Source organism: Romboutsia sp. (assembly GCF_051659545.1).
Taxonomy (GTDB): Bacteria; Bacillota; Clostridia; order Peptostreptococcales; family Peptostreptococcaceae; genus JBOFOR01.
This window is the reverse complement of the sequence record NZ_JBOFOR010000074.1, coordinates 1-19,800: the sequence shown is the minus strand read 5'-3', so window position 1 is coordinate 19,800 and position 19,800 is coordinate 1. Positions and strand designations below refer to the sequence as shown.

Below are 19,800 nucleotides of genomic sequence, written 5' to 3'. Positions count from 1 at the left end.
ATTTCTATGGGGAGGGGGAAACTTTGTCCAAAATCATAAAATCACTTTTGAAGAAAATATAAAAACATAAAAATAACCGAATTTCAGTGACTAAGCGATAGCTTCTAAAAAACGGTCATTTTATTTCTTGGAAAAGCCTAAAATTATATTCTCTTAATAATTCTAAAGACTCCTTAAGTTGATTTATATCTACAATTTCCAAGGAAATACTTGTATTTTCCATATTTTCTTTTACATAATTTAAAAGTTCTATAATATTCATATTCCCATTTTGTATGCCACTATGAGTATCCTTTTCTCCATAATTATTATGTATATGCATATGCTTTATTTTATCCCCTAACCCACTCATCCACTGTTCTAAGGTCAGGTAAGAATAAGCATTTATATGACCTATATCTAAGCAGATTGAGAAATTAGGATGGTTGATTTCCTCAACTAAGTTTTTAATTAATTCATAATCATCTTCTAAGGTATTTTCAATATGTATTTCTATATCCTCCAATTTATCTTTGGTAAAGTCCTTCCAAAATTTTATACTATTATTCATCCATTCAATATTAGTATAGGTCTTGGGAGTATATGAATTGTGATAGACTATTTTTTTAGCTCCTAGCTCTTTTGCTACTTTATATCCTTGTTCAAATCTTTCTTTTGCAACTTTTGCTATCATCTTATCTCTAGTGCCAGGAATTAAATCTGCATATGGTCCATGAATGGAAAGGCTTGTACTGCCTAAAATTTCTTTTATCTCATTTTTGTATGAACTTATACACTCTTCTAAATTATCTAGTATATAAGGACTAGCAAATTGTACTACTTCTAATCCTACGTTGTATTCTTTTACAATAGGAACTACTTTTTTACTTTCATCTAACTGCGAAATATAAATCTCCATTCTTTTTCCCCCTAACTTGTTGCATATATATTAAAAGTATTATTAAATACTATTAGTGACCTTTGTATTTATGAGTTATAATAGTATATAGTTTTATACTTAAATTATCATATCTAATAAAATTTTAATATTAAATGTGTTTATTTTCAATGTAAAACTTTTAAAGGGGTGATTGACTATGAAAAAACTAAAATATTTGATAATATTTTGTGTTGTAACTGTATCCATATATTTTATTTATAATATTAAATCAAATGATGCCAATGATAATAATATTACTTCAGATATTGTTGTTAATAAGGACAATATTGTGTCTAGTAATAACTCTAATGAATCTGATAAAAAAGTTGAAGAAGATGCTTTTGAACCAGTATTTTCTTATACTTCAATTCCAGATGATATAAGAGATAAAATGATAGGTGTTTCTATGCCTGAAAATAAGCCTATAAGTTTTGATACACTTTCTTATTTGAATTTAACTTATTATGGTTTCGATGATAAAATTCACATTGGAGAAATGGTTGTAAATAATGAGGTTGCAGCTGAAGTTGTTGATATATTTAAAGAACTATACGATAAAAAGTTCCCTATTGAAAAAATAAAGTTAATTGATGAGTACAATGCTATTGATGAAGATTCTATGGCTAATAATAATAGCTCTTCATTTTGTTATAGAACGATAGCAGGTACCAATCAAATTTCTAATCATGGTAAAGGTTTGGCAATTGATATAAACCCACTACAAAACCCTCATGTTAAAGGCGATGAAGTAAGTCCAAGCGAAGGATATATGTATAAAGATAGAGCCACTTACCAAAAAGGTATGATTACTAAAGGTGATGATTTATACAATGCATTTGTAAATAGAGGTTGGAGCTGGGGCGGAAATTGGACAAACCCTGACTACCAACACTTTGAAAAAAATCTATAAAAATAAAAAAGAATTAAAGGTGATAATATGAATTTAATGACGTTAGATAATATAAGTAAAAGTTATTCAGAAAAAACATTATTAGAAAATATTTCTTTCGGTATTAACGACGGAGAAAAAATCGGTATTATAGGTGTAAATGGTACTGGTAAATCTACTTTACTTAAAATTATTGCTGGGTTTGAAGTTCCAGATGGCGGTACTTTTACTAAGGCAAATACTGTAAGAGTTGAATACCTACCTCAAAATCCTGATCACAATGAAGAATTTACTGTTTTAGAACAAGTATTCAAAGGAACTTCTCAGGAAATGAGATTACTTTTAGAATATGAAGAAACTCTACAAGCTGTAAATAATAATTTCAGTGATGACTTAAATAAAAAATTAATATCTCTGCAAGAAAAAATAGATACGCTTAATCTTTGGGATTTAGAAAGTGAAGCAAAAACAGTTTTAACTAAGCTTGGCGTTACTGATTTTAATCAAAAAATAAGTGCACTTTCTGGAGGTCAAAGAAAAAGAGTTTCTTTAGCTTCGGCTCTTATTACTCCATGTGAGTTATTAATTTTAGATGAGCCTACCAACCACCTAGATAATGACACTATAGATTATTTGGAAGAATATCTGAATTCAAGAAAAGGTTCATTACTTATGATAACTCACGATAGATATTTCTTAGATCGTGTTTGTAATAGAATTATTGAACTAGACAAAGGTAGATTATTTAGCTACGAAGGTAATTACTCTATTTTCCTAGAAAAGAAATTTGAAAGGATAACTATAGAGTCTAGTATGGAAGAAAAACGTCAGAATTTAATAAGAAATGAACTTGCTTGGGTTAGACGTGGTGCTAAGGCTCGTACTACAAAACAAAAAGCTAGGCTTCAAAGATTTGATGAATTAACTAATAGAGATTCTTACTCTCCTGAAGATAAGATAGATATTTCAGTTGGTTCAACAAGGTTAGGTAAAAAAATTATAGAGCTTCATCATATTTCTAAAGCATTTGACCATAAGGTTGTTATTGATGATTTAGATTATACTTTAGCTCGTACTGATAGAATAGGTATAATCGGTAAAAATGGTATGGGTAAATCTACTCTTGTAAATATAATCAATGGTAAATTATCTCCAGATAGTGGTCATATAGAAATTGGAGAAACGGTTAAAATAGGTTGTTTTGACCAAGATGATTCTCATATGCACTCTGAAATGAGAGCTATTGACTATGTTAAAGAAGCAAGTGACTATATAGAAACTTCTGATGGCACTAAAATTTCAGCTTCTCAAATGTGTGAGAGATTTTTATTTAACTCTACTATGCAGTATACTTTAGTAGGTAAATTGTCTGGTGGAGAAAGACGTAGACTTCATTTGCTAAGAACTCTTATGTTAGCACCAAATGTTCTTTTACTAGATGAGCCTACTAATGATTTAGATATCGATACTCTTAATATACTTGAAGAGTACTTAGATGAATTTAGTGGTATTGTTATTACAGTCTCTCATGATAGATATTTCTTAGACAGAATTTGTAATAAAATATTTGCCTATGAAGGTATGGGTAAAATTCATATATTTACAGGTAACTACAGTGATTATTCTATTTACAGAGAAGTACAAGGTATTGAGTTTAAAGAGGAAGTTAAAGAAAAAGAACTTGATACATCTGTAAAAAAAGAAAAACCTAAAAATGACAAAAAACTTAAGTTTACTTACAATGAACAAAAAGAATTTGAAACTATAGATAGTGATATAGAAAGACTAGAGAAAAAAATAGAAGAACTTGAAGCTAGTACCTCAAAGTTTGCTACTGATTTTGTTAAATTACAAGAGGTAATTGATGCAAAATCAAAAGCAGAATCTGATCTTGAGTATAAATATGAAAGATGGGAATACTTGAATAACTTAGCTGAAGAAATTTCTAATTCTAAAAACTAAGCAATAAAAAAAGTTGACTTTTTAGTTAAATTATTTTAACATAGTATAAACAAATCAAAATTAATAAATTCAGTGATAAAGAGAGTAAGTTAAGTGAAATTTATAGAGAGCCAAGGACGGTGGAAGCTTGGTAATGAAGTTTAGCTGAAGAGAGCTTTTGAGAAGATTACTTGAAATTAAGTATGGTAATTGGTTATCTCGCCTTAAGAGTATATGAGTGGATAGTCATAAAATTTATTTTTGATTATCAACGAGAGTGGTAACGCGGATATTTTCGTCTCTTGGTCTTTAATGACCAAGGGACTTTTTTTATTGTTTATTTTAATTTAAAATTGGAGGAGTTTATTTATGGAAAAAAACGTAGCATCATTACCTAGTACAAGTAGTTCTAATCTACTTAAATTTTTAATCCCATCTTTATTTGGATTATTTTTATTTATAATACCATTACCATATGGTGAAATCTTCCCTTTAGAAGGTTTATCTCCTATAAACATAGGAATAGGATTTTTAGCTGAGCTTATAAAAATAGTTGCTGCTGATTATTTATTAAACATTGCATTAGTAGTTATTGTAACCTCTGCTGTTTTATCTGTAGCTAGCAAATTTGTTAATATAAAAAATGAATTTTTAAAAGGACTTTTAAATGTTTCACCCTTCTGGCTAGTATGTCGAATTTTAGGTGCTGTGTTCATATGCATGGTAGTATTTGGCTTTGGACCTGAAGTTATACAGTCAGAATTAACTGGGCAAGTAGTATTATCTCTTTTACCTAGTTTGCTTGCAATATTCTTAGTTTCAGGATTCTTATTGCCCTTAGTTGTAGATTTCGGTCTTATGGATTTATTCGGTACCCTAGTATCTAAATCTATGTATATGTTATTTAAAGTTCCTGGTCGTTCTGCTGTTGATGCCCTATCTTCTTGGCTCGGAGATGGTACTCTTGGAATAATGATAACTAATACTCAATATAAGCAAGGGTTTTATACAGCTAAAGAAGCTGCTACTATTTCAGTTTGCTTCTCTCTAGTATCATTACCATTTTCAACTGTTATAGCTGACCAATTAGGTCTTATGCCACTATTTGTTCCATTTTACGGTACAGTATGTGTTGCATCTTTAGCTTGTGCATTAATTATGCCTCGTATATATCCACTAGCTAAATTTAAAAACTCAACTTATAATAATGTTCCTCACTTAAAAGAAGAATTAGTTCCTGAAGGTGAGAGTGTGTTTAACTTTGGATTAAATAAAGCACTGACTAGAGCTTCTGCTGCTCCTTCATTTAAAGATATATTAATAAATGGATGTAAAACAGTTGTTGATATGTACTTAGGTCTTTTACCTTTAGTTATGGCTTGGGGTACTTTAGCACTTATTGTTGCAGAATTTACACCTTTCTTTAATGTTATATCTTTACCAGTTGTTTATATATTAGAATTTTTAAAGATACCTGATGCGACACAAGCTGCTCCAGCTATACTTGTAGGTTTTACTGATATGTTCTTACCATCAATAATGGTATCTGGAGAGGGAATAAGCCAACTTACACAGTTTATAATAGGTGCTTTATCTATCACTCAATTAATATATTTAACTGAAACAGGGGCAGTTATATTAAAATCTGATATTCCTCTTAACTTAAAAGATTTATTTATAATATTTTTAACTCGTACTATAATAGCACTTCCTATTATAACTTTATTGGCAAAATTAATTATAAAATAATATTAATATAGGTATCAAATTCAATATAATTAGCATAATATTTAGCAGAGGAAGGTATTCGACCTTTGCGAACAACTAATTCCTTTTAAAAAACTACTTTAAATATTTTAAGGTAGTTTTTCTTTGTCTTTACACTAGTCTTGACTTTAAAGTAATTGTTTTGTAATATCATTTATATAAAAGATATTACTGGGGGTATTTACAAATGGAAAATTTATTAAATGAATTGCAGGCATTAAAAGTCAACCTAGATACTTTACCTACAGAAAGTATTTCTAGCTTAAATTTGAAAAGTACAGATATTTTTATAGTAGATATGAACAATGGATTTGCAAGAAACGGAGCATTGTATTCTCCTAGGGTCGAATCTTTAATAAACCCAATATTTAACTTTGTAAAACCTTTAGCTAAGGAAGTAAATAGTATTATTGCCTTCACAGATACTCATACTGCTGATTCTCTTGAACTAAAAAGCTATCCTTCTCATTGTTTAGAAAATCATATTGAAAGCGAAATAGTAGATGAACTTAAGTTAATTGATAATATACAAGTTATTCCTAAAAACTCTACTAATGGTTTTTTTGCATTAGATAAGATTGATTTTGATACTATAGAAAATATTATTATAGTTGGAGACTGCACTGATATTTGTATCTATCAATTTGCAATAACTTTAAAATCATATTTTAACCAACATAATATGAATAAAAATGTAATAGTTCCTATGAATTTAGTTGATACATATGATATACCAGGAGTTCATCCTGCTGAACTCTTAAATATTGTATTTTTAAATAGTATGTTACAAAACGGAATTAAAGTTGTAAAAGATATAATATAATTTACTTAAACGTAAAAAAGCTAGAAAATTTACTCTTAATAATGTAAATTTTCTAGCTTTTATATTTTTTTAGTAATCGTAGTCACTGTAGTTTTCACATAAAACTACTCTTATTTTTTTATTAAACATATTCTTGTATGCTAATAAAAATTCATTTAATTCTGCATCCATAAGATTTATTTTTTTGATACTACAAAGAGTTACTTTTTCTTGATCTATTATAATCTCTATATCGTTTATGTCATTTTTTATAAATGTAGTTGTGCAATTTTTGGGTTGTATCTTATGTCCATATTTTTCATAAAAACCTGTATTTTTTTTAATAGATTCAAACTCTTCATTCTTTGAATTGTTTATATCTTTTATATTATTTAAATTTATATTACTAAAATTAGGATTTAATGGATCTATTCCAAGATTTTTAAGTTGCTTTTCAACTTCTTCTGAATCCATTCCATATCGTTCCATAAATTTCTTTTGTATATTCATAAATTTTTCTTGAGATATATTATTCTCTCTCATATAATCAAATATCTTTTGGGAGAACTCAACCATGGTCATACTTCCATCCATAACAGAAAAATACAAGTTGTATATATATTGTTCAAACTTATCTACATCACTATCTTTAACTTTATTTTTTAAATCATTAAAATCAATTATTCTATCATCAGACATATCTATTCCTCCTAGTTAAACCTTTCCTTGTATAAGATTATATCATATTTATCATGAATAGATACCATACTTTTTTTAAGCAATGTACAAAACCATTAATAGGATAAACTCAACAAATTTTATAATAATGCTAGCTCTATTTCCCTAGTCATATTAATAGCAGTTTCAAAAAAGTCATCTACATATACCACTTCTTCACTAACTCTTGAATACTCTAGTGCAAATGCAATATAATGACTCTCTATTGTTGATTTTGAAGTAGATTTATTTTCTGTAAAATCTTTCTCTGATATTAATTTAATAAAATCTTTTATAATTTTATGCTCCTCTTTTTCTTTATTATCAGATTTTAGATTTACTATATTGTCCTTTTCATCAATAAATTTCCTTATAATAATTTCTTCTTTTAAAAGACTTGCTACTACTTCTCCATGGCTAAACATTAAATTTATACATATTTCACTTTCTTTAGCAAATGCATACAAGTTTAATGTAGCCTTTACTCCATTTTCAAATTCTAATATATTAATCATATGATCTACAACATTGTTATCACATCTATAAATACATCTTCCATAAGGTCCTTCAGCTAATATATTTAATAAATTTTCTTCTGTAGGATCTATATGCACTGCGTAATTTTCCTTTTTATTATCTTGTAAATATATTTTTTTAGCTGAATAAGGACATTCTATCTCAATACTACAGCCCATACAACTTTCACTCATATTCAATTTAAATTTTTCATTAGTTATATGTTTTAAATCTCCAAATGAAGCTACTTTTTTACATTTACTGCCTATTAAATGTAACAATACATCTATATCACTACATCCCTTATTTAATATAAGAGGACTTGTATCACTTGAATTTCTCCAATTTCCTCTTACATAATCATGTGCAAATTTCCAATATCCTATTTTATTGCTATATTGAATATTTATTAATTCTCCTAATTCTTTACTGTCTATTATTTCTTTTAACTTAGCTAAAACAGAATTATATCTTAATAAATTTGAAGCCATAAAAACTTTATCCTTATATTCTTCACATATATCATTTAAGTGTACTAATCTATCTAAAGTATTAGTTATTGGTGTTTCTAAAAGTATATTGTATCCTTTTTCAAGTAATGCTTTTGCATGTTCATAATGTCTATCATCACCACTAGTAATTATTACTCCGTCTACAATTTTATCTTGTTTTAAAAATTCTTCTATGTTCTCAAATACATATTCTTCTTTTATATTGTATTTTTGTTTAAATACCTCTCTTCTTCCTTTTCTTTTTTCTACAACAGATACTATTTCACAATTATCCATATGCTCACTTAAATATGATGCATATTCATATGTTCCCCTTAAACCTGCACCTATTATACCTATTCTTATTTTCCCCATAAATTCCACCTTTTCTAAAGTATATTTAAATTAATATTTTTTTCTAATATATAACTATAATCTTTTAATATATCTTTTAAAGTGTTATTGTAATCCCTTTTAGTATTAGCTACTGTTTCAAAAATTTCTTCATAGTTTTCATTAATTAAATTTACAATAGACCTATCAATCTGATTTTTATTTGCCATATCAAAAAGTATGCCCAAAACTTTATTTTTATCAAAAGAATCTTTGTACTTTCTTTTTTCTGTTAATGCACAAAATATATCGCTTATACTAATTATTCTATCTCCTATGCTTAATTCCTCTTCCTTTAAACCTCTATCATATCCTGTTCCATCTAACTTTTCATGATGATTACACGCTAAGTCTACCAACTCTTTTTCTATTTTTGATTCTATTAAAATTTCTCTAGTATAAGTTACATGTTTCTTCATTATATAAAACTCTTCTTCTGTCAACCTATCTTGCTTATGTAATATTTTTGTAGGCATGCATACTTTTCCCAAGTCATGTAAATATGCTCCTACTTCAATCTTTCTTTTATAGATTGGGGCTAAATTCATTTTTTCACATATTTTACTTGCCATAGAAGATATACTTACTGTATGTAGAGATGTTTCAAAGCTAAAAAAATCTATAGCTAAAGGTAAGAAAATAAGAAACTCCCTCATGATGCTTAAACCAAGCTTAGATTCTTTTATTGTTTTGTTAATTTCTTTTTTATAGCTACTATCAGTTATATTTTTTATAACATGTTTGCTATCAATTAATTCATATAAAATTTCAAGGTGTTTAGGCTTAAATGAATTTTTATTTAAATTGTGTATTACTTGTATGATTTTATCTTCTTCATAATTTAATAGTCTACAAAAAATAGATACTCTATCTGCTAAAGATATTATAAAAGCTTCCTCCGGTATTTGAATATCATCTATACATGTTTCTCTATTATCATAAGAATGATGATGGTATAAAATTATAGGTGCAATATTATTTAGTTCTTTCATTTGATTTAAAATAGAATAACCATAAATAGCATGTTTTCCAGTATCTACAATTTCGAATTGTTTCAAGTTATTCATTTCTTCTGTTTTATATGCTCCTATATCATGTATAAGTGCTGCTATTCTAAGATTACATAATTTTTTTCCTTCATATCCCAATTGTTCCCCAATTAAACATGCAATATATGCTGTCTCCAATCCATGATCTACTAAATCTTTATCTATTTTTTTTAACATAGATTGTTTTATTCTAAAAATATCATATCCATTAATTATATCTTCAATCAATTTATTAATCCCCTTTTGATTATACTTTTGCCCCTATATTTTAATTAACACTATTATTATATTACACTTTTTTGCTTATTTCATTTATTCATATTTATTTTAATCTCATAAAATGATTTTACGGTTAGCACTTACAGTACATAAGTATTTTATATTTATTCATTTTTATAATTTCATTTATTTTCTTTTTTATGATTCTATGTTAAAATAATTAATATATTTCTATTTGCTTGGATATAAATTTTAATGTAAAACTTGTACATAATATAAATATAGTAAATTTTTAGTTTCAAGCATAATGACATTATTATAACTAAATATTTATTAAATTAGGAGGATTAATATGGGCTTTAAAGACAAATTCGCAGAATCTTTTGCTAGATCAAAAACAATGACTGGCCCTGAAAAAAGAGCTAACGAAATAATGGGTAAGTTAATCATGAGAAAAGCTATTTTACCTATTATTTTAATGGTAATTGTTGTTATAGTAGGGGCTTTTGCTAAGTTACCTTGGTGGTCAACACTTGTGGCAAACCTATTAATAGCAGTTGGAACTTATTTCTATATTAAAAAAGCTAGTGAAAAGTATTCTAAAAACTTTAAGAACTATGCTGGAAATTTAATTAGTCTTGAGAAAAAGGGTAAAAAAGAATATATAGCTATTATAAAGCAAGGAAAATTACCAGTTAAATTACAAATAGCTCATGGTGGCGAAGATTTTGAACACATTAAAAAGAATCAAATAGTTCAAGTTTACTATAACCAAGAAGCTAAAGTTGCTGTATTACTAAGCAAGCAATAAAAAATTTTTAACTACTAGTTAATAATCATATTTTTAATACTTGCCATAGAATTTTTATATTCTATGGCCTTTTATTGTTTTACATATTCACTTGATATATTGTTTATTCATTATCATATACGTATTTTTTGTATATTTTAAGTGCTTTACATAATTGGTCTGGGCATGATGTACCTCTTCCTTTGCAAGGTATATCTTGAAGCATATATATAATTTCATCAATGTTTTTACCTTCTATTAAGTGTTTTATACCTATTAGATTCCCTGCACACCCTCCTTCAAATACAATATTTTTCAATACCTCATCTTCTATATCCATAATTATAGATTTAGAACATACACCTTTTGTATAATATCTATACATAAAACATCCCACCTTATCAAATTTTTACATTATTAATTTTTGTATATAATAATATATATTAGTTAAGTCCATAATCTATAATATATTTTTTATGTATAGGTATAATAATTCTAGTATTTAATAGTTTAGTATGCTTTAATTTATTTATAGATACTTTTGTTTATTCACTAATTTGAAAGGTTGTGTAATTAATGATAAATAATGAAAAATTTTATGATAATTACTTTAAATTTTTAGTTTTGCTTTTTTGGCCAATGATTTGGTATAAAAAAGTTGCAGTTTCTAGCCATTCACTAGAACTTTTTATGGTTTCAATATTTAGCATTTTGGCAACAGTTTATATTATTTTATTTTCAATATTTTATAATAATAACTCTAAAATAAAACGTATAGTAATTTTATATAGAGTAACTCTTTTACTATCATTTATTTTTACGTTATTCAGTTTCTTGATATTTACTACTAGTATATTTTGGCTATTTTTAAAAATGATTTTTGTACTACTTCTATTTTATATTTCATCTATTCAAGTTTTTAAATATAAAATAGAAGAAGGACTGGTGGGTATACTTTCTTCACTTTTACTACTTGCCATCACATTACTTTATTAGTTTTATAAATATTTTTGCATATTTATTCTCTTTTTTAGAAATATTAGACATATAGTTTTTTTTCTGATATTATTTAAATTGAAAGAAAATATTAGTAATTAAATACATTAATAAAGGAGTTACTATAATGGAAAAAAAAGTTTTAGCTACAATTGGTGAAAAAGAAATTACAAATCTTGATATTGAGAATGTATTAACTAGCTTAGACCCATACCAAGCTATGCATTTTAATAATGAGCAAGGTAAAAAACAAGTACTAGAAGATTTAGTTAACCAAGAATTATTCTTCATAGAGGCTAAAGAAGAAGGATTACATAATGATGAAAGCTTCAAAGCTGAGTTACAAAAAGTTGAAGAAAATATGTTAAAACAATATTCTATAAATAAGGTTTTATCAAGTGTTACATTAACTGAAGATGAAAAAGAAGCTTTCTTTGAAGCTAATAAAAGTAAATTCAATAAATCTGAAACTGCATCTGCTAAGCATATACTAGTTGAAACTGAAGAGTCAGCTAATGATTTATTAAACAAAATAAATGCTGGTGAATTAACTTTTGAAGATGCTGCTCTAGCTCACTCTACTTGTCCTTCTAAAGATGCTGGTGGTGACTTAGGTACATTCCCTAGAGGTCAAATGGTTCCTGAATTTGAAGAAGTTGTTTTCAATATGAACAAGGGAGAAGTAACTGGACCTGTTCAAACTCAATTTGGATACCACTTAATAAAGTTAGAAGAGAAGCAAGAGGGTGGAGACTCTCAATACGAAGAAGTTAAAAATGAAATAGAAAAAACTTTAATGTATCAAAAACAAAACGAAGTTTATTCTAAGAAATTAGAAAGTCTTAAATCTAAATATGAAGGTCAAGTAAAATTCAATGACTAATAATAAAGCCTAGCAATTTGCTAGGCTTTTAACTTATTATAACAATATCCTATTATATCTCTTCTTTTAATTATCCCTATAAATATTTCTTGGTCATCTATTACAGGTACAAAATTTTGATTCATAGATTTAGATATTAAATCCTCTATATTCGCATTAATAGATACAGGTCTATTGTCCTTTCTTCTCTTAATACTACTAATAGATACATCTTCTACAGACTTTAAATCTAATGAAAAATCATTTTTTAATGTCCACAGTAAATCACCTTCTGTTATTGTTCCTACATATTTCCCATCTTTATCAATTATGGGAATAGAAGAGTATCTATGGTATTCCATTTTTTCTAAAGCTTGCCTCATAGTGTAGTCTTCATATAGGTATGCAACTTCACTTTTAGGTGTTAAAAAAAATAATATGTTCACTCTACTACACCTCCAAATACTCGTTTAAATACTTCTAGTATTTTATACAATAATTATATTAGAAATCATTTTGCATTATTAATTTTATCATATTTTATTTATAACCTCAATTATAATATCTTTAAGCGTAAAAAATTCGCTTCGCTCATATCGCCAACGGCTCTGCGCGTTGCTAAAAATCTTTTTTACTTTCACTAAATATGTTGACATTGCTTAAATGTAGTAACTTATCCACAGTTTTTTAGGCAATATAATTTCCTTAAGCGTAAAAAAAGCCGCTTATGTAGCGGCTGTTGTTTCACATATTACTAGGGTTACTAATATATATGAACTTTAGATTATAATTTAACTACGTTAGCAGCTTGAGGACCTTTAGCTCCTTCAACTACGTCAAATTGAACACTTTGCCCTTCTTCTAAAGACTTGTATCCATCACTAGTTATAGCTGAGAAATGTACGAAAACATCTCCTTCACCTTCTACAGATATAAATCCAAAACCTTTTTCATTGTTAAACCACTTAACTACACCAGTTTTCATTAATAAATCCTCCTAAAAAACACACAATTATTTAGCTACATTTTATTGTAACCTTATCTTAATTTTATTATATTTACCAATATTTGTCAATTTATTATTAGGTCTCTGGCGTCTGTATAACCTTATTATAAATTTATTTTAGGTTAGTAATTTACTTTTATTAAATGGTATTTTATAGATTTATCACTCCATCCTAAATCCCAAGGAACTAACAATCTATCTGTATTGTGGCAAGTTACCAGTGGATACCCTCTTGAATCTAATCCTGTGACTGTAGATACATGAGTTATTCTTCCTCCTTTTTCATAACCTACAAAGTCTCCAGGCTTTAAATCATATGCTTGTTTGTATATATCTTGATAAATTCCTTTTGCTATTAAATATCCTCTTCCACTATTTACAATATAGCTTTTAAAACCTTGTGCATTTACCCATGCTTTTGTTCCATCTCCATTAGAGTAATTCCAAATTGAATTTTTCTTGAATCTTCCGCTTTCATACATTATTTGCGATGCAAAATTAGCACAATCTCCTCCATCAGGATTGAAATTTTTATAATTTTGATTAAATTTAAATCCATATTCTTCATCTGCTGCTGCTCCACAGTACCTATGAGCATAATTTATAGCTTTTTTCTGTTCCGAAGTTAATTCTATATTTTTGACATCTTGGCATAGTATATAATTTCTAATATCTTCTGACTTTATATTCTCTAAATTGAGAGAATCTGCAAAAGGATCAGTGTACCATTCCTTCGTTATTATATATTGGTTATCTTTAATTTTTACATTTAAATAATGGTATGTACCTATCCTAAAAATATTAGTTTTATTTTTTTGATTTTCATAAGAATACTTGTATTCTGTAGATACTGTACATATAATTCCATATAAATCTTCTTCTTTTTCTTTAACTTTCTTAATTTTAACCCTAGTTTTTATGTCATTAAACTTAACACCTTGTTTACTAGACCAATTTTCTAGGTACTTCATTTTTTTAAATTCATGCTCATACGCCCAAAGTCCTGTTTTTTTATCTATATCATATAGTTCTTTTAACATTTCTTCATTTTTTCCTAATAATGCTTCATTCCTATAATCAAATAGACTTTCTAGTAATATTTGATATTGATTCTTTATTTCATCTTCTTTATCAATAATCTTTGTTACTACTGAGTCTTCATTGAAATAGGCTTTTTTGTTTATATAAATATTTATTATTAGGCCTAAAGTTAAACATATAAACATAATCATAGCTTTGGTGTACTTCTTCCTTATTTTAAGTCTCTTCAAAAACTGCACCTCCCAAAAAGTACATCATTTTTTATTTAATTTTGATTTTCAGCTATATGTGCCTTTTGATTTTATATTATTATATCCAAATAGTAATTAAATAATTTTAATTCTTTTATTAAGGTTTAATTTGCTATAGTAATTTTATTTTTGTGAAATTTGTTTTATATTACTATTTTTTTATAAGTTTTAATAGTAATATATAATTATATAATTTGTATTATGTTTACATAATAACTATGTACTAACAATGGAGGTGCTACTACTTTGAAAAAAATTGCTGCAATAAATGATTTATCAGGTATAGGAAGATGTTCTTTATCTGTGGCTATTCCAATAATTTCAGCCCTAAAAGTACAATGTTGTCCTTTTCCTACAGCAATATTATCTAGCCAAACTGGGTATCCTGAATTTACATTTTTAGATTTAGTTAAAGAAATGCCTAAGTATTCTAATGTATGGAAAAATCTTAATATTAGTTTTGATTGTATTTACAGCGGATTTTTAGGTTCTGAAAATCAAATAGAAATAGTTTATGAATTTATTAAGAAAAACCCAGATTCATTTATAGTTATAGATCCTGTTATGGGTGATAACGGAAAAATGTATCCTATTTTTACAGAAAAAATGAGAAATAAAATTAAGACATTAGTAAAAATATCTAATTTAGCAACACCAAATTTAACAGAAGCTTGCTATTTAACTGATAGAGATTACACACGCACATATTTTTCTCGTGAAGAGCTTGTTGAAATTGCCAAAGATATTTCGGATTTAGGACCTGATAAAGTAGTGATTACAGGTATAATAGAAGAAAATAATATACTAAACTTAGGTTATGATAAATTAAATAATGAAGTGTTTTTTAATTCTACAGAGTACAATAATTATTCTTATAGCGGAACTGGTGATATATTCACTTCTATACTCTGTGGTCTTTTAGTCAATAATAATGACTTGAAGTTTGCAATCACAACTGCTAGTAATTTTATACATAAATCAATAAATTATACTGTTAACTTTAAAACTGATAGAAATGATGGTGTAATGTTTGAACAATTTTTACATGACTTAACTTGTCTTTAATTTTATATTTTATAAATATATCTTATTAATTAGTATATATTTTTATATTACAATATATATTTTTATAAAGGGGGGGATATACTTTATGGATATAAATCAAAGAGCTAAAGAGTTTTCATACTATGTAAAAAATACTCCTGAATTTAAAGCTCTGAACAAAAGTAAAACAGATTTAGAAAAAAATAAATCTATAAAAAAACAATTTGATGTTTATATTACTAAAAAAAATAGTATCTATTCAAATTATACTATTGAAGATGCCGCCAGAAAAATGAATCTATTAAATAAAGATTATGAAGATTTTTTTAATCTTCCTTTAGTATCTAATTATGTGAAAACTACTAAGCAGTTTAATATTATGATGGAAAATTTGTATAATATTATAGAAAGAGAATTAATAAAATAAAAAAAGGATGCAAAAGCATCCTTTTTTTTAATCTAAATCTCTTGGCTTCATCATATTTTGCATCATCATATTTTGCATCATTGTATAATAATTCATCCACATATCATTCATATCTTCATACTGTTCCATATATGCGTTCATATAAGGCATTTCTAAAGATGGATATTGTTGAGCAAAGTCTCCCATACATTGCATTTTATACATATCATACATTGGACTTACATAAGTTGAACATCCTCCACTTATATTAATATCCTCTTCTTCTATATATATTATCTCTTCATCACATTTGAATGGTTGACATTTATTACTCTTACATTCTTTTTTACATTTTTCCCCTTTAATATCTAATGGCATTGGCTTAGTGCATTTTTGTTTAGATTCACATGCTTCTATTTTATTCATGCATTTACCCATTATGTCTTCACATTTTTTTGATTTCATTTCGTACTCTTTTATTTTTTCCCCTGCATTCTTATAACATTGTAATGCCTTTTCATCACACTTCATAGCTTGAGCATATAATGTTTTTGCTTTTTCGTTGTGATCTTCAGCTTTTTCATATAAACATTTAGCGTGCTCACAATTGCTTTGAGCTTCTTTTTCTATACATTCTGCTTCTTTAAATAAACACTTGGCTTGTTCACATAGTTTTTCTGATTTCTCAATTAATTCTTTTGCCTTGCACTCTGCTAATTTAGATTCTTTTTCACTACAGTTTCCTTTTTTCATTAATTCTTCTGCTTTTGCACATAACATTTTAGATGATTTTTCACATTCTTTAGCTTGTTCAAATGCTTCAACTGCTTTGCATTCACATTCTAGTGCTTTTTCAAATAATTCTTCCGCTTGTTTAGCTAGTTTTACACATTTATCTTCATGCGTTATGTCATAATCATCACAAGGACAATCTACATATTTTTTTGTTGGTTTTTTGCAATTTTTTACTGGTTTACATGAATTTGCCGATTTGCATGAACTTGTTGTTTCATTACATGGATTAAAAACCTCAGGTTGAGGTGTGCATGAACATCCTGAACTCTTTTTCTTTCTCATAATATGCCAAAACCCCTTTGTTGTATTTTAAACTTGCATAAGAAAACTCATGCTGTCTACTATAATTATATGAAATGGATTAAATGTGGTTACTATTATTTATATTATATGTATTCGTATTACCTTTTGTTATTTTTTAAATCTATATTCCTTAAAATTTCTACATTTTGAATTATATTTTTTAATTAACTGCATACTATATTTATAGACATTGTTTTTCAAATACTAGTGAGTGGAGTGATTTTATGACTTCAAATGAATACAACAAAGATTACTATGAAACATCTCATTTATCTTTACCTAAAAAAAATATTGATAATAATACAATAGTTAAAACTGGTCTAGTTGCTGGTTGTGCAATAATTGCTGCTAATTTAGTATGCCCTACTGTAAGAAAAGTTACAGTTCCTACTTGTAATTTTTTTGCAAAACAACAAATAAAATTATTAGCTGGTATTGGTATTTTATTTACTGCAACTTATATTACTAGTCAAGATAAGAATGTACAACAAAGTAATAATACAGAAACTTAGGTTTAATTAAAACTAATAAAAAATCAGTACTAGAGCCTCTAAGCTTCTAATACTGATTTTTTAATTTAAAGATATCAATTCTCCTTCATAATACAATTGAACCTTTTCTATCCACTTTCCTTTGTACTCTTCTTGAAGTATGTTTTTTAATATAATACTAAGTGTATCTTCTTTTATATATTCATTCAAATAATCATCTTTCCAGGATACTCTACTATTTTGTACATTTTCTGGCTCTATTAATTCAACCTTGGCAATATCTTTTCTATCAACAGTTACCTTCATAGGAAGATTATTAAAACATTCTTTGGAAATAGCATTAACTATAAGCTCCGTTTTATCTTGTAAAGTTCCCTCTTCATTAACTTCTAGATACTTTACATTTTTTTCTTCTTTTATGTCTTTTGCCATTAATGTTATAGGAATTTTAATAGTATTTGTAGCTTTAGTCACGTTACTTGCCTTTACCTCAGATGTTCCCATTTCATTAGTCTGTACACTTTCTTCGTTTTCAATTATTGAAGATGAGTTAAGATCTATTATGTTACTATCTTTTAATTTGCTACTAGTTGTACACCCTATATTTATCAAAATACTACAAAGTATAAGCAAACTTATTGATAATTTTTTCATAAGTATACCTCTTATCTAATTTTATTCATAAAATTATTATACCATAGTATACTTGTTTTTTTAATATTTTCTACTTTTTTCCGCCTTATTCTTTCTTATTTTGCTTTTTGTACACTATTTTTTCTTTATAATCTTACATATTCAACTATTAATTTTATAGTTTCTATAATAGATTTTATATGTGTTCTTTCATATCCATGAGAAGCAAATACCCCTGGACCTATCAATGCAAATTTTGCATCTAGTCCTGCTTTTAATGCTGCAGTTGCATCTGAACCATAATTAGGATATATGTCTAGTTTGTAGTTAATATTCTTTGTTCTGCATACTTCTATAAGTTCATTTACAAATTCATAGTCATAAGGTCCATTAGAATCTTTACTACATATACATACGTCGTATTCTGTAGAGTTTTGACCTTCACCTGGGCATCCCATATCTATAGCAATAAATTCAGCTGTATCTTTAGGTATAAAACTAGATGAACCATGTCCAACTTCTTCATAATTGCTAAACAAGAAATTAAGATTACACTTGGGCTTTATATTATTTGATTTTATATAGTTTATTGTATATAAAACAGCACCTACTGAAGCTTTGTCATCTAAATATCTAGATTTAATAAACCCTGATTCTGTTATTTTTAATCTTGTATCAAATGATATTATATCTCCAACCTCTATTCCTAAATCATTTACATCATCTTTTGTAAAAACTTCCTCATCTATTATTATTTCATAATTTTTACATTCTCTTGGTAAATCTTTTGCTTCATTTCCATGAATATGGATTGATGGTCTTAAAGTTTGTAAAGTACCTTCATATTTTTTACCATTTCTACAATGTACTAGTACATTTTCTCCCTCTACTGCATGCATCATATATCCGCCAATTTGATTTATGGCTAATCTACCATTAGACTTAACCTCTTTTACGATAGCTCCTAATGTATCTATATGAGAAGAAAGTGTAATACCCTTATTTATATCTTCTCCTTCTATTGTAGCCACTAAAGTACCCTTATTCCCTATTTTATAATCTACACCTATACTTTCTAATGTTTCTTTTATATAGTTTAAAACATGTTCAGTGTAACCTGTTGGGCTTGGAGTATTTAATAGCTCTATTATATATTTTTCTAGTAATTTAATGTCTGTCATGTTTTTCTCCTATTCTTTGTTTTTGTATTTATTATAAATATTGTGTTTATATATAATATTTATAAAATCATCTTATGTACCCTATATAAAAATAATATATTGCAAAATAAATAGAAATTATAATAAATGTTTTTTCAAAATAACATATAATAAAATCTTTTTTATTTATAGGTATATCACAGCTCAAAGTATATATAATGGATGTACTAAGGCTTATACACTTTAATGATACTATTATCCCCATTAATGTTTTTGTTACTTCACTTATATTTTTGTAAACTAAATCTATTCCTACTAT

The 19,800-nt window shown here is 26.8% G+C and carries 22 protein-coding genes and 1 other annotated feature; of the genes, 10 read left to right on the top strand and 12 right to left on the bottom strand.

What is annotated here, in order from left to right; genetic code table 11:
- Positions 1 to 115: 115 nt before the first annotated feature.
- Positions 116 to 898 carry a sugar phosphate isomerase/epimerase family protein gene (locus ACRC03_RS04195; RefSeq protein ID WP_438651300.1) on the bottom strand — a complete coding sequence of 261 codons (783 nt, stop codon included), beginning with the start codon at positions 896 to 898 and terminating at the stop codon, positions 116 to 118.
- A 178-nt stretch (positions 899 to 1,076) separates the two neighbouring features.
- Between ACRC03_RS04195 and ACRC03_RS04190 the strand changes: the two genes are divergently transcribed.
- The 4 genes from ACRC03_RS04190 to ACRC03_RS04175 all read left to right on the top strand — a co-directional run bounded on the left by ACRC03_RS04190 (position 1,077) and on the right by ACRC03_RS04175 (position 6,339).
- Positions 1,077 to 1,829 (top strand): M15 family metallopeptidase, encoded by a 753-nt coding sequence (locus ACRC03_RS04190; protein ID WP_438651299.1) that lies wholly within the window; start codon positions 1,077 to 1,079, stop codon positions 1,827 to 1,829.
- A gap of 27 nt (positions 1,830 to 1,856) precedes the next feature.
- Positions 1,857 to 3,770, top strand: a complete 1,914-nt coding sequence (locus ACRC03_RS04185) for an ABC-F family ATP-binding cassette domain-containing protein (RefSeq protein WP_438651298.1) — start codon at positions 1,857 to 1,859, stop codon at positions 3,768 to 3,770.
- Between the two features lie 63 nt (positions 3,771 to 3,833).
- Positions 3,834 to 4,055 (top strand) — a binding site (T-box leader).
- 63 nt (positions 4,056 to 4,118) lie between these two features.
- Complete coding sequence (locus tag ACRC03_RS04180; protein ID WP_438651297.1) at positions 4,119 to 5,498, top strand: YjiH family protein; 1,380 nt, start codon at positions 4,119 to 4,121, stop codon at positions 5,496 to 5,498.
- Between the two features lie 205 nt (positions 5,499 to 5,703).
- Entirely contained in the window at positions 5,704 to 6,339 is a 636-nt protein-coding gene (locus ACRC03_RS04175; protein ID WP_438651296.1) for an isochorismatase family cysteine hydrolase, read from the top strand.
- 69 nt (positions 6,340 to 6,408) lie between these two features.
- On the opposite strand, the gene ACRC03_RS04170 is transcribed toward ACRC03_RS04175, so the two are convergent.
- The 3 genes from ACRC03_RS04170 to ACRC03_RS04160 form a co-directional block, all read right to left on the bottom strand.
- The gene (locus tag ACRC03_RS04170) at positions 6,409 to 7,017 is read right to left on the bottom strand and encodes a DUF3867 domain-containing protein (protein ID WP_438651295.1); all 609 of its coding nucleotides are present in this window, start codon (positions 7,015 to 7,017) and stop codon (positions 6,409 to 6,411) included.
- 119 nt (positions 7,018 to 7,136) lie between these two features.
- Positions 7,137 to 8,417 carry a Gfo/Idh/MocA family protein gene (locus ACRC03_RS04165; RefSeq protein ID WP_438651294.1) on the bottom strand — a complete coding sequence of 427 codons (1,281 nt, stop codon included), beginning with the start codon at positions 8,415 to 8,417 and terminating at the stop codon, positions 7,137 to 7,139.
- A gap of 14 nt (positions 8,418 to 8,431) precedes the next feature.
- Positions 8,432 to 9,712: an HD domain-containing phosphohydrolase gene (locus tag ACRC03_RS04160; RefSeq protein WP_438651293.1), complete on the bottom strand. Its 1,281-nt coding sequence runs from the start codon at positions 9,710 to 9,712 to the stop codon at positions 8,432 to 8,434.
- Positions 9,713 to 10,055: 343 nt separating this feature from the next.
- On the opposite strand from ACRC03_RS04160, the gene ACRC03_RS04155 reads away from it, so the two are divergent.
- Complete coding sequence (locus ACRC03_RS04155; protein WP_438651292.1) at positions 10,056 to 10,514, top strand: hypothetical protein; 459 nt, start codon at positions 10,056 to 10,058, stop codon at positions 10,512 to 10,514.
- 103 nt (positions 10,515 to 10,617) lie between these two features.
- On the opposite strand, the gene ACRC03_RS04150 is transcribed toward ACRC03_RS04155, so the two are convergent.
- The gene (locus ACRC03_RS04150) at positions 10,618 to 10,878 is read right to left on the bottom strand and encodes a TIGR03905 family TSCPD domain-containing protein (protein WP_438651291.1); all 261 of its coding nucleotides are present in this window, start codon (positions 10,876 to 10,878) and stop codon (positions 10,618 to 10,620) included.
- Positions 10,879 to 11,069: 191 nt separating this feature from the next.
- On the opposite strand from ACRC03_RS04150, the gene ACRC03_RS04145 reads away from it, so the two are divergent.
- Complete coding sequence (locus ACRC03_RS04145; RefSeq protein ID WP_438651290.1) at positions 11,070 to 11,489, top strand: hypothetical protein; 420 nt, start codon at positions 11,070 to 11,072, stop codon at positions 11,487 to 11,489.
- 127 nt (positions 11,490 to 11,616) lie between these two features.
- A complete protein-coding gene (locus tag ACRC03_RS04140; RefSeq protein ID WP_438651289.1) occupies positions 11,617 to 12,372 on the top strand; it encodes a peptidylprolyl isomerase in 756 nt (251 codons plus the stop codon).
- A 20-nt stretch (positions 12,373 to 12,392) separates the two neighbouring features.
- Here ACRC03_RS04140 and ACRC03_RS04135 read toward each other — a convergent pair whose 3' ends face one another.
- From ACRC03_RS04135 to ACRC03_RS04125, 3 genes are all read right to left on the bottom strand, one after another.
- Positions 12,393 to 12,797: a CBS domain-containing protein gene (locus tag ACRC03_RS04135; protein WP_438651288.1), complete on the bottom strand. Its 405-nt coding sequence runs from the start codon at positions 12,795 to 12,797 to the stop codon at positions 12,393 to 12,395.
- Positions 12,798 to 13,135: 338 nt separating this feature from the next.
- Positions 13,136 to 13,336 (bottom strand): cold-shock protein, encoded by a 201-nt coding sequence (locus ACRC03_RS04130; protein ID WP_438651287.1) that lies wholly within the window; start codon positions 13,334 to 13,336, stop codon positions 13,136 to 13,138.
- 143 nt (positions 13,337 to 13,479) lie between these two features.
- Positions 13,480 to 14,628, bottom strand: coding sequence for an amidase domain-containing protein (locus ACRC03_RS04125; RefSeq protein WP_438651286.1), 1,149 nt, complete (start codon positions 14,626 to 14,628; stop codon positions 13,480 to 13,482).
- Positions 14,629 to 14,895: 267 nt separating this feature from the next.
- Here ACRC03_RS04125 and ACRC03_RS04120 point away from each other — a divergent pair, with 267 nt between their 5' ends.
- A complete protein-coding gene (locus ACRC03_RS04120) occupies positions 14,896 to 15,714 on the top strand; it encodes a pyridoxamine kinase (RefSeq protein ID WP_438651285.1) in 819 nt (272 codons plus the stop codon).
- Between the two features lie 85 nt (positions 15,715 to 15,799).
- Positions 15,800 to 16,120 (top strand): YlbF family regulator, encoded by a 321-nt coding sequence (locus ACRC03_RS04115; protein ID WP_438651284.1) that lies wholly within the window; start codon positions 15,800 to 15,802, stop codon positions 16,118 to 16,120.
- A gap of 27 nt (positions 16,121 to 16,147) precedes the next feature.
- On the opposite strand, the gene ACRC03_RS04110 is transcribed toward ACRC03_RS04115, so the two are convergent.
- Entirely contained in the window at positions 16,148 to 17,176 is a 1,029-nt protein-coding gene (locus ACRC03_RS04110) for a hypothetical protein (RefSeq protein WP_438651283.1), read from the bottom strand.
- A gap of 245 nt (positions 17,177 to 17,421) precedes the next feature.
- On the opposite strand from ACRC03_RS04110, the gene ACRC03_RS04105 reads away from it, so the two are divergent.
- Positions 17,422 to 17,709, top strand: coding sequence for a hypothetical protein (locus ACRC03_RS04105; protein WP_438651282.1), 288 nt, complete (start codon positions 17,422 to 17,424; stop codon positions 17,707 to 17,709).
- Positions 17,710 to 17,769: 60 nt separating this feature from the next.
- Here the strand turns inward: ACRC03_RS04105 and ACRC03_RS04100 are convergent, their stop codons facing one another.
- The 3 genes from ACRC03_RS04100 to ACRC03_RS04090 all read right to left on the bottom strand — a co-directional run.
- A complete protein-coding gene (locus ACRC03_RS04100; RefSeq protein WP_438651281.1) occupies positions 17,770 to 18,342 on the bottom strand; it encodes a hypothetical protein in 573 nt (190 codons plus the stop codon).
- Between the two features lie 125 nt (positions 18,343 to 18,467).
- On the bottom strand, positions 18,468 to 19,502 hold the full coding sequence (locus tag ACRC03_RS04095) for a M42 family metallopeptidase (protein ID WP_438651280.1): 1,035 nt from the start codon (positions 19,500 to 19,502) through the stop codon (positions 18,468 to 18,470).
- Positions 19,503 to 19,569: 67 nt separating this feature from the next.
- A partial coding sequence (locus ACRC03_RS04090) for a hypothetical protein (RefSeq protein ID WP_438651279.1) occupies positions 19,570 to 19,800 on the bottom strand: 231 nt, incomplete at its 5' end.

What these genes read in the sequence shown, in the direction of transcription:
- ACRC03_RS04195 (WP_438651300.1), bottom strand. Translation starts at nt 898, where the DNA reads ATGGAGATTTATATTTCGCAGTTAGATGAAAGTAAAAAAGTAGTTCCT.
- ACRC03_RS04190 (WP_438651299.1), top strand. Translation starts at nt 1,077, where the DNA reads ATGAAAAAACTAAAATATTTGATAATATTTTGTGTTGTAACTGTATCC.
- ACRC03_RS04185 (WP_438651298.1), top strand. Translation starts at nt 1,857, where the DNA reads ATGAATTTAATGACGTTAGATAATATAAGTAAAAGTTATTCAGAAAAA.
- ACRC03_RS04180 (WP_438651297.1), top strand. Translation starts at nt 4,119, where the DNA reads ATGGAAAAAAACGTAGCATCATTACCTAGTACAAGTAGTTCTAATCTA.
- ACRC03_RS04175 (WP_438651296.1), top strand. Translation starts at nt 5,704, where the DNA reads ATGGAAAATTTATTAAATGAATTGCAGGCATTAAAAGTCAACCTAGAT.
- ACRC03_RS04170 (WP_438651295.1), bottom strand. Translation starts at nt 7,017, where the DNA reads ATGTCTGATGATAGAATAATTGATTTTAATGATTTAAAAAATAAAGTT.
- ACRC03_RS04165 (WP_438651294.1), bottom strand. Translation starts at nt 8,417, where the DNA reads ATGGGGAAAATAAGAATAGGTATAATAGGTGCAGGTTTAAGGGGAACA.
- ACRC03_RS04155 (WP_438651292.1), top strand. Translation starts at nt 10,056, where the DNA reads ATGGGCTTTAAAGACAAATTCGCAGAATCTTTTGCTAGATCAAAAACA.
- ACRC03_RS04150 (WP_438651291.1), bottom strand. Translation starts at nt 10,878, where the DNA reads ATGTATAGATATTATACAAAAGGTGTATGTTCTAAATCTATAATTATG.
- ACRC03_RS04145 (WP_438651290.1), top strand. Translation starts at nt 11,070, where the DNA reads ATGATAAATAATGAAAAATTTTATGATAATTACTTTAAATTTTTAGTT.
- ACRC03_RS04140 (WP_438651289.1), top strand. Translation starts at nt 11,617, where the DNA reads ATGGAAAAAAAAGTTTTAGCTACAATTGGTGAAAAAGAAATTACAAAT.
- ACRC03_RS04130 (WP_438651287.1), bottom strand. Translation starts at nt 13,336, where the DNA reads ATGAAAACTGGTGTAGTTAAGTGGTTTAACAATGAAAAAGGTTTTGGA.
- ACRC03_RS04115 (WP_438651284.1), top strand. Translation starts at nt 15,800, where the DNA reads ATGGATATAAATCAAAGAGCTAAAGAGTTTTCATACTATGTAAAAAAT.
- ACRC03_RS04110 (WP_438651283.1), bottom strand. Translation starts at nt 17,176, where the DNA reads ATGAGAAAGAAAAAGAGTTCAGGATGTTCATGCACACCTCAACCTGAG.
- ACRC03_RS04105 (WP_438651282.1), top strand. Translation starts at nt 17,422, where the DNA reads ATGACTTCAAATGAATACAACAAAGATTACTATGAAACATCTCATTTA.
- ACRC03_RS04100 (WP_438651281.1), bottom strand. Translation starts at nt 18,342, where the DNA reads ATGAAAAAATTATCAATAAGTTTGCTTATACTTTGTAGTATTTTGATA.
- ACRC03_RS04095 (WP_438651280.1), bottom strand. Translation starts at nt 19,502, where the DNA reads ATGACAGACATTAAATTACTAGAAAAATATATAATAGAGCTATTAAAT.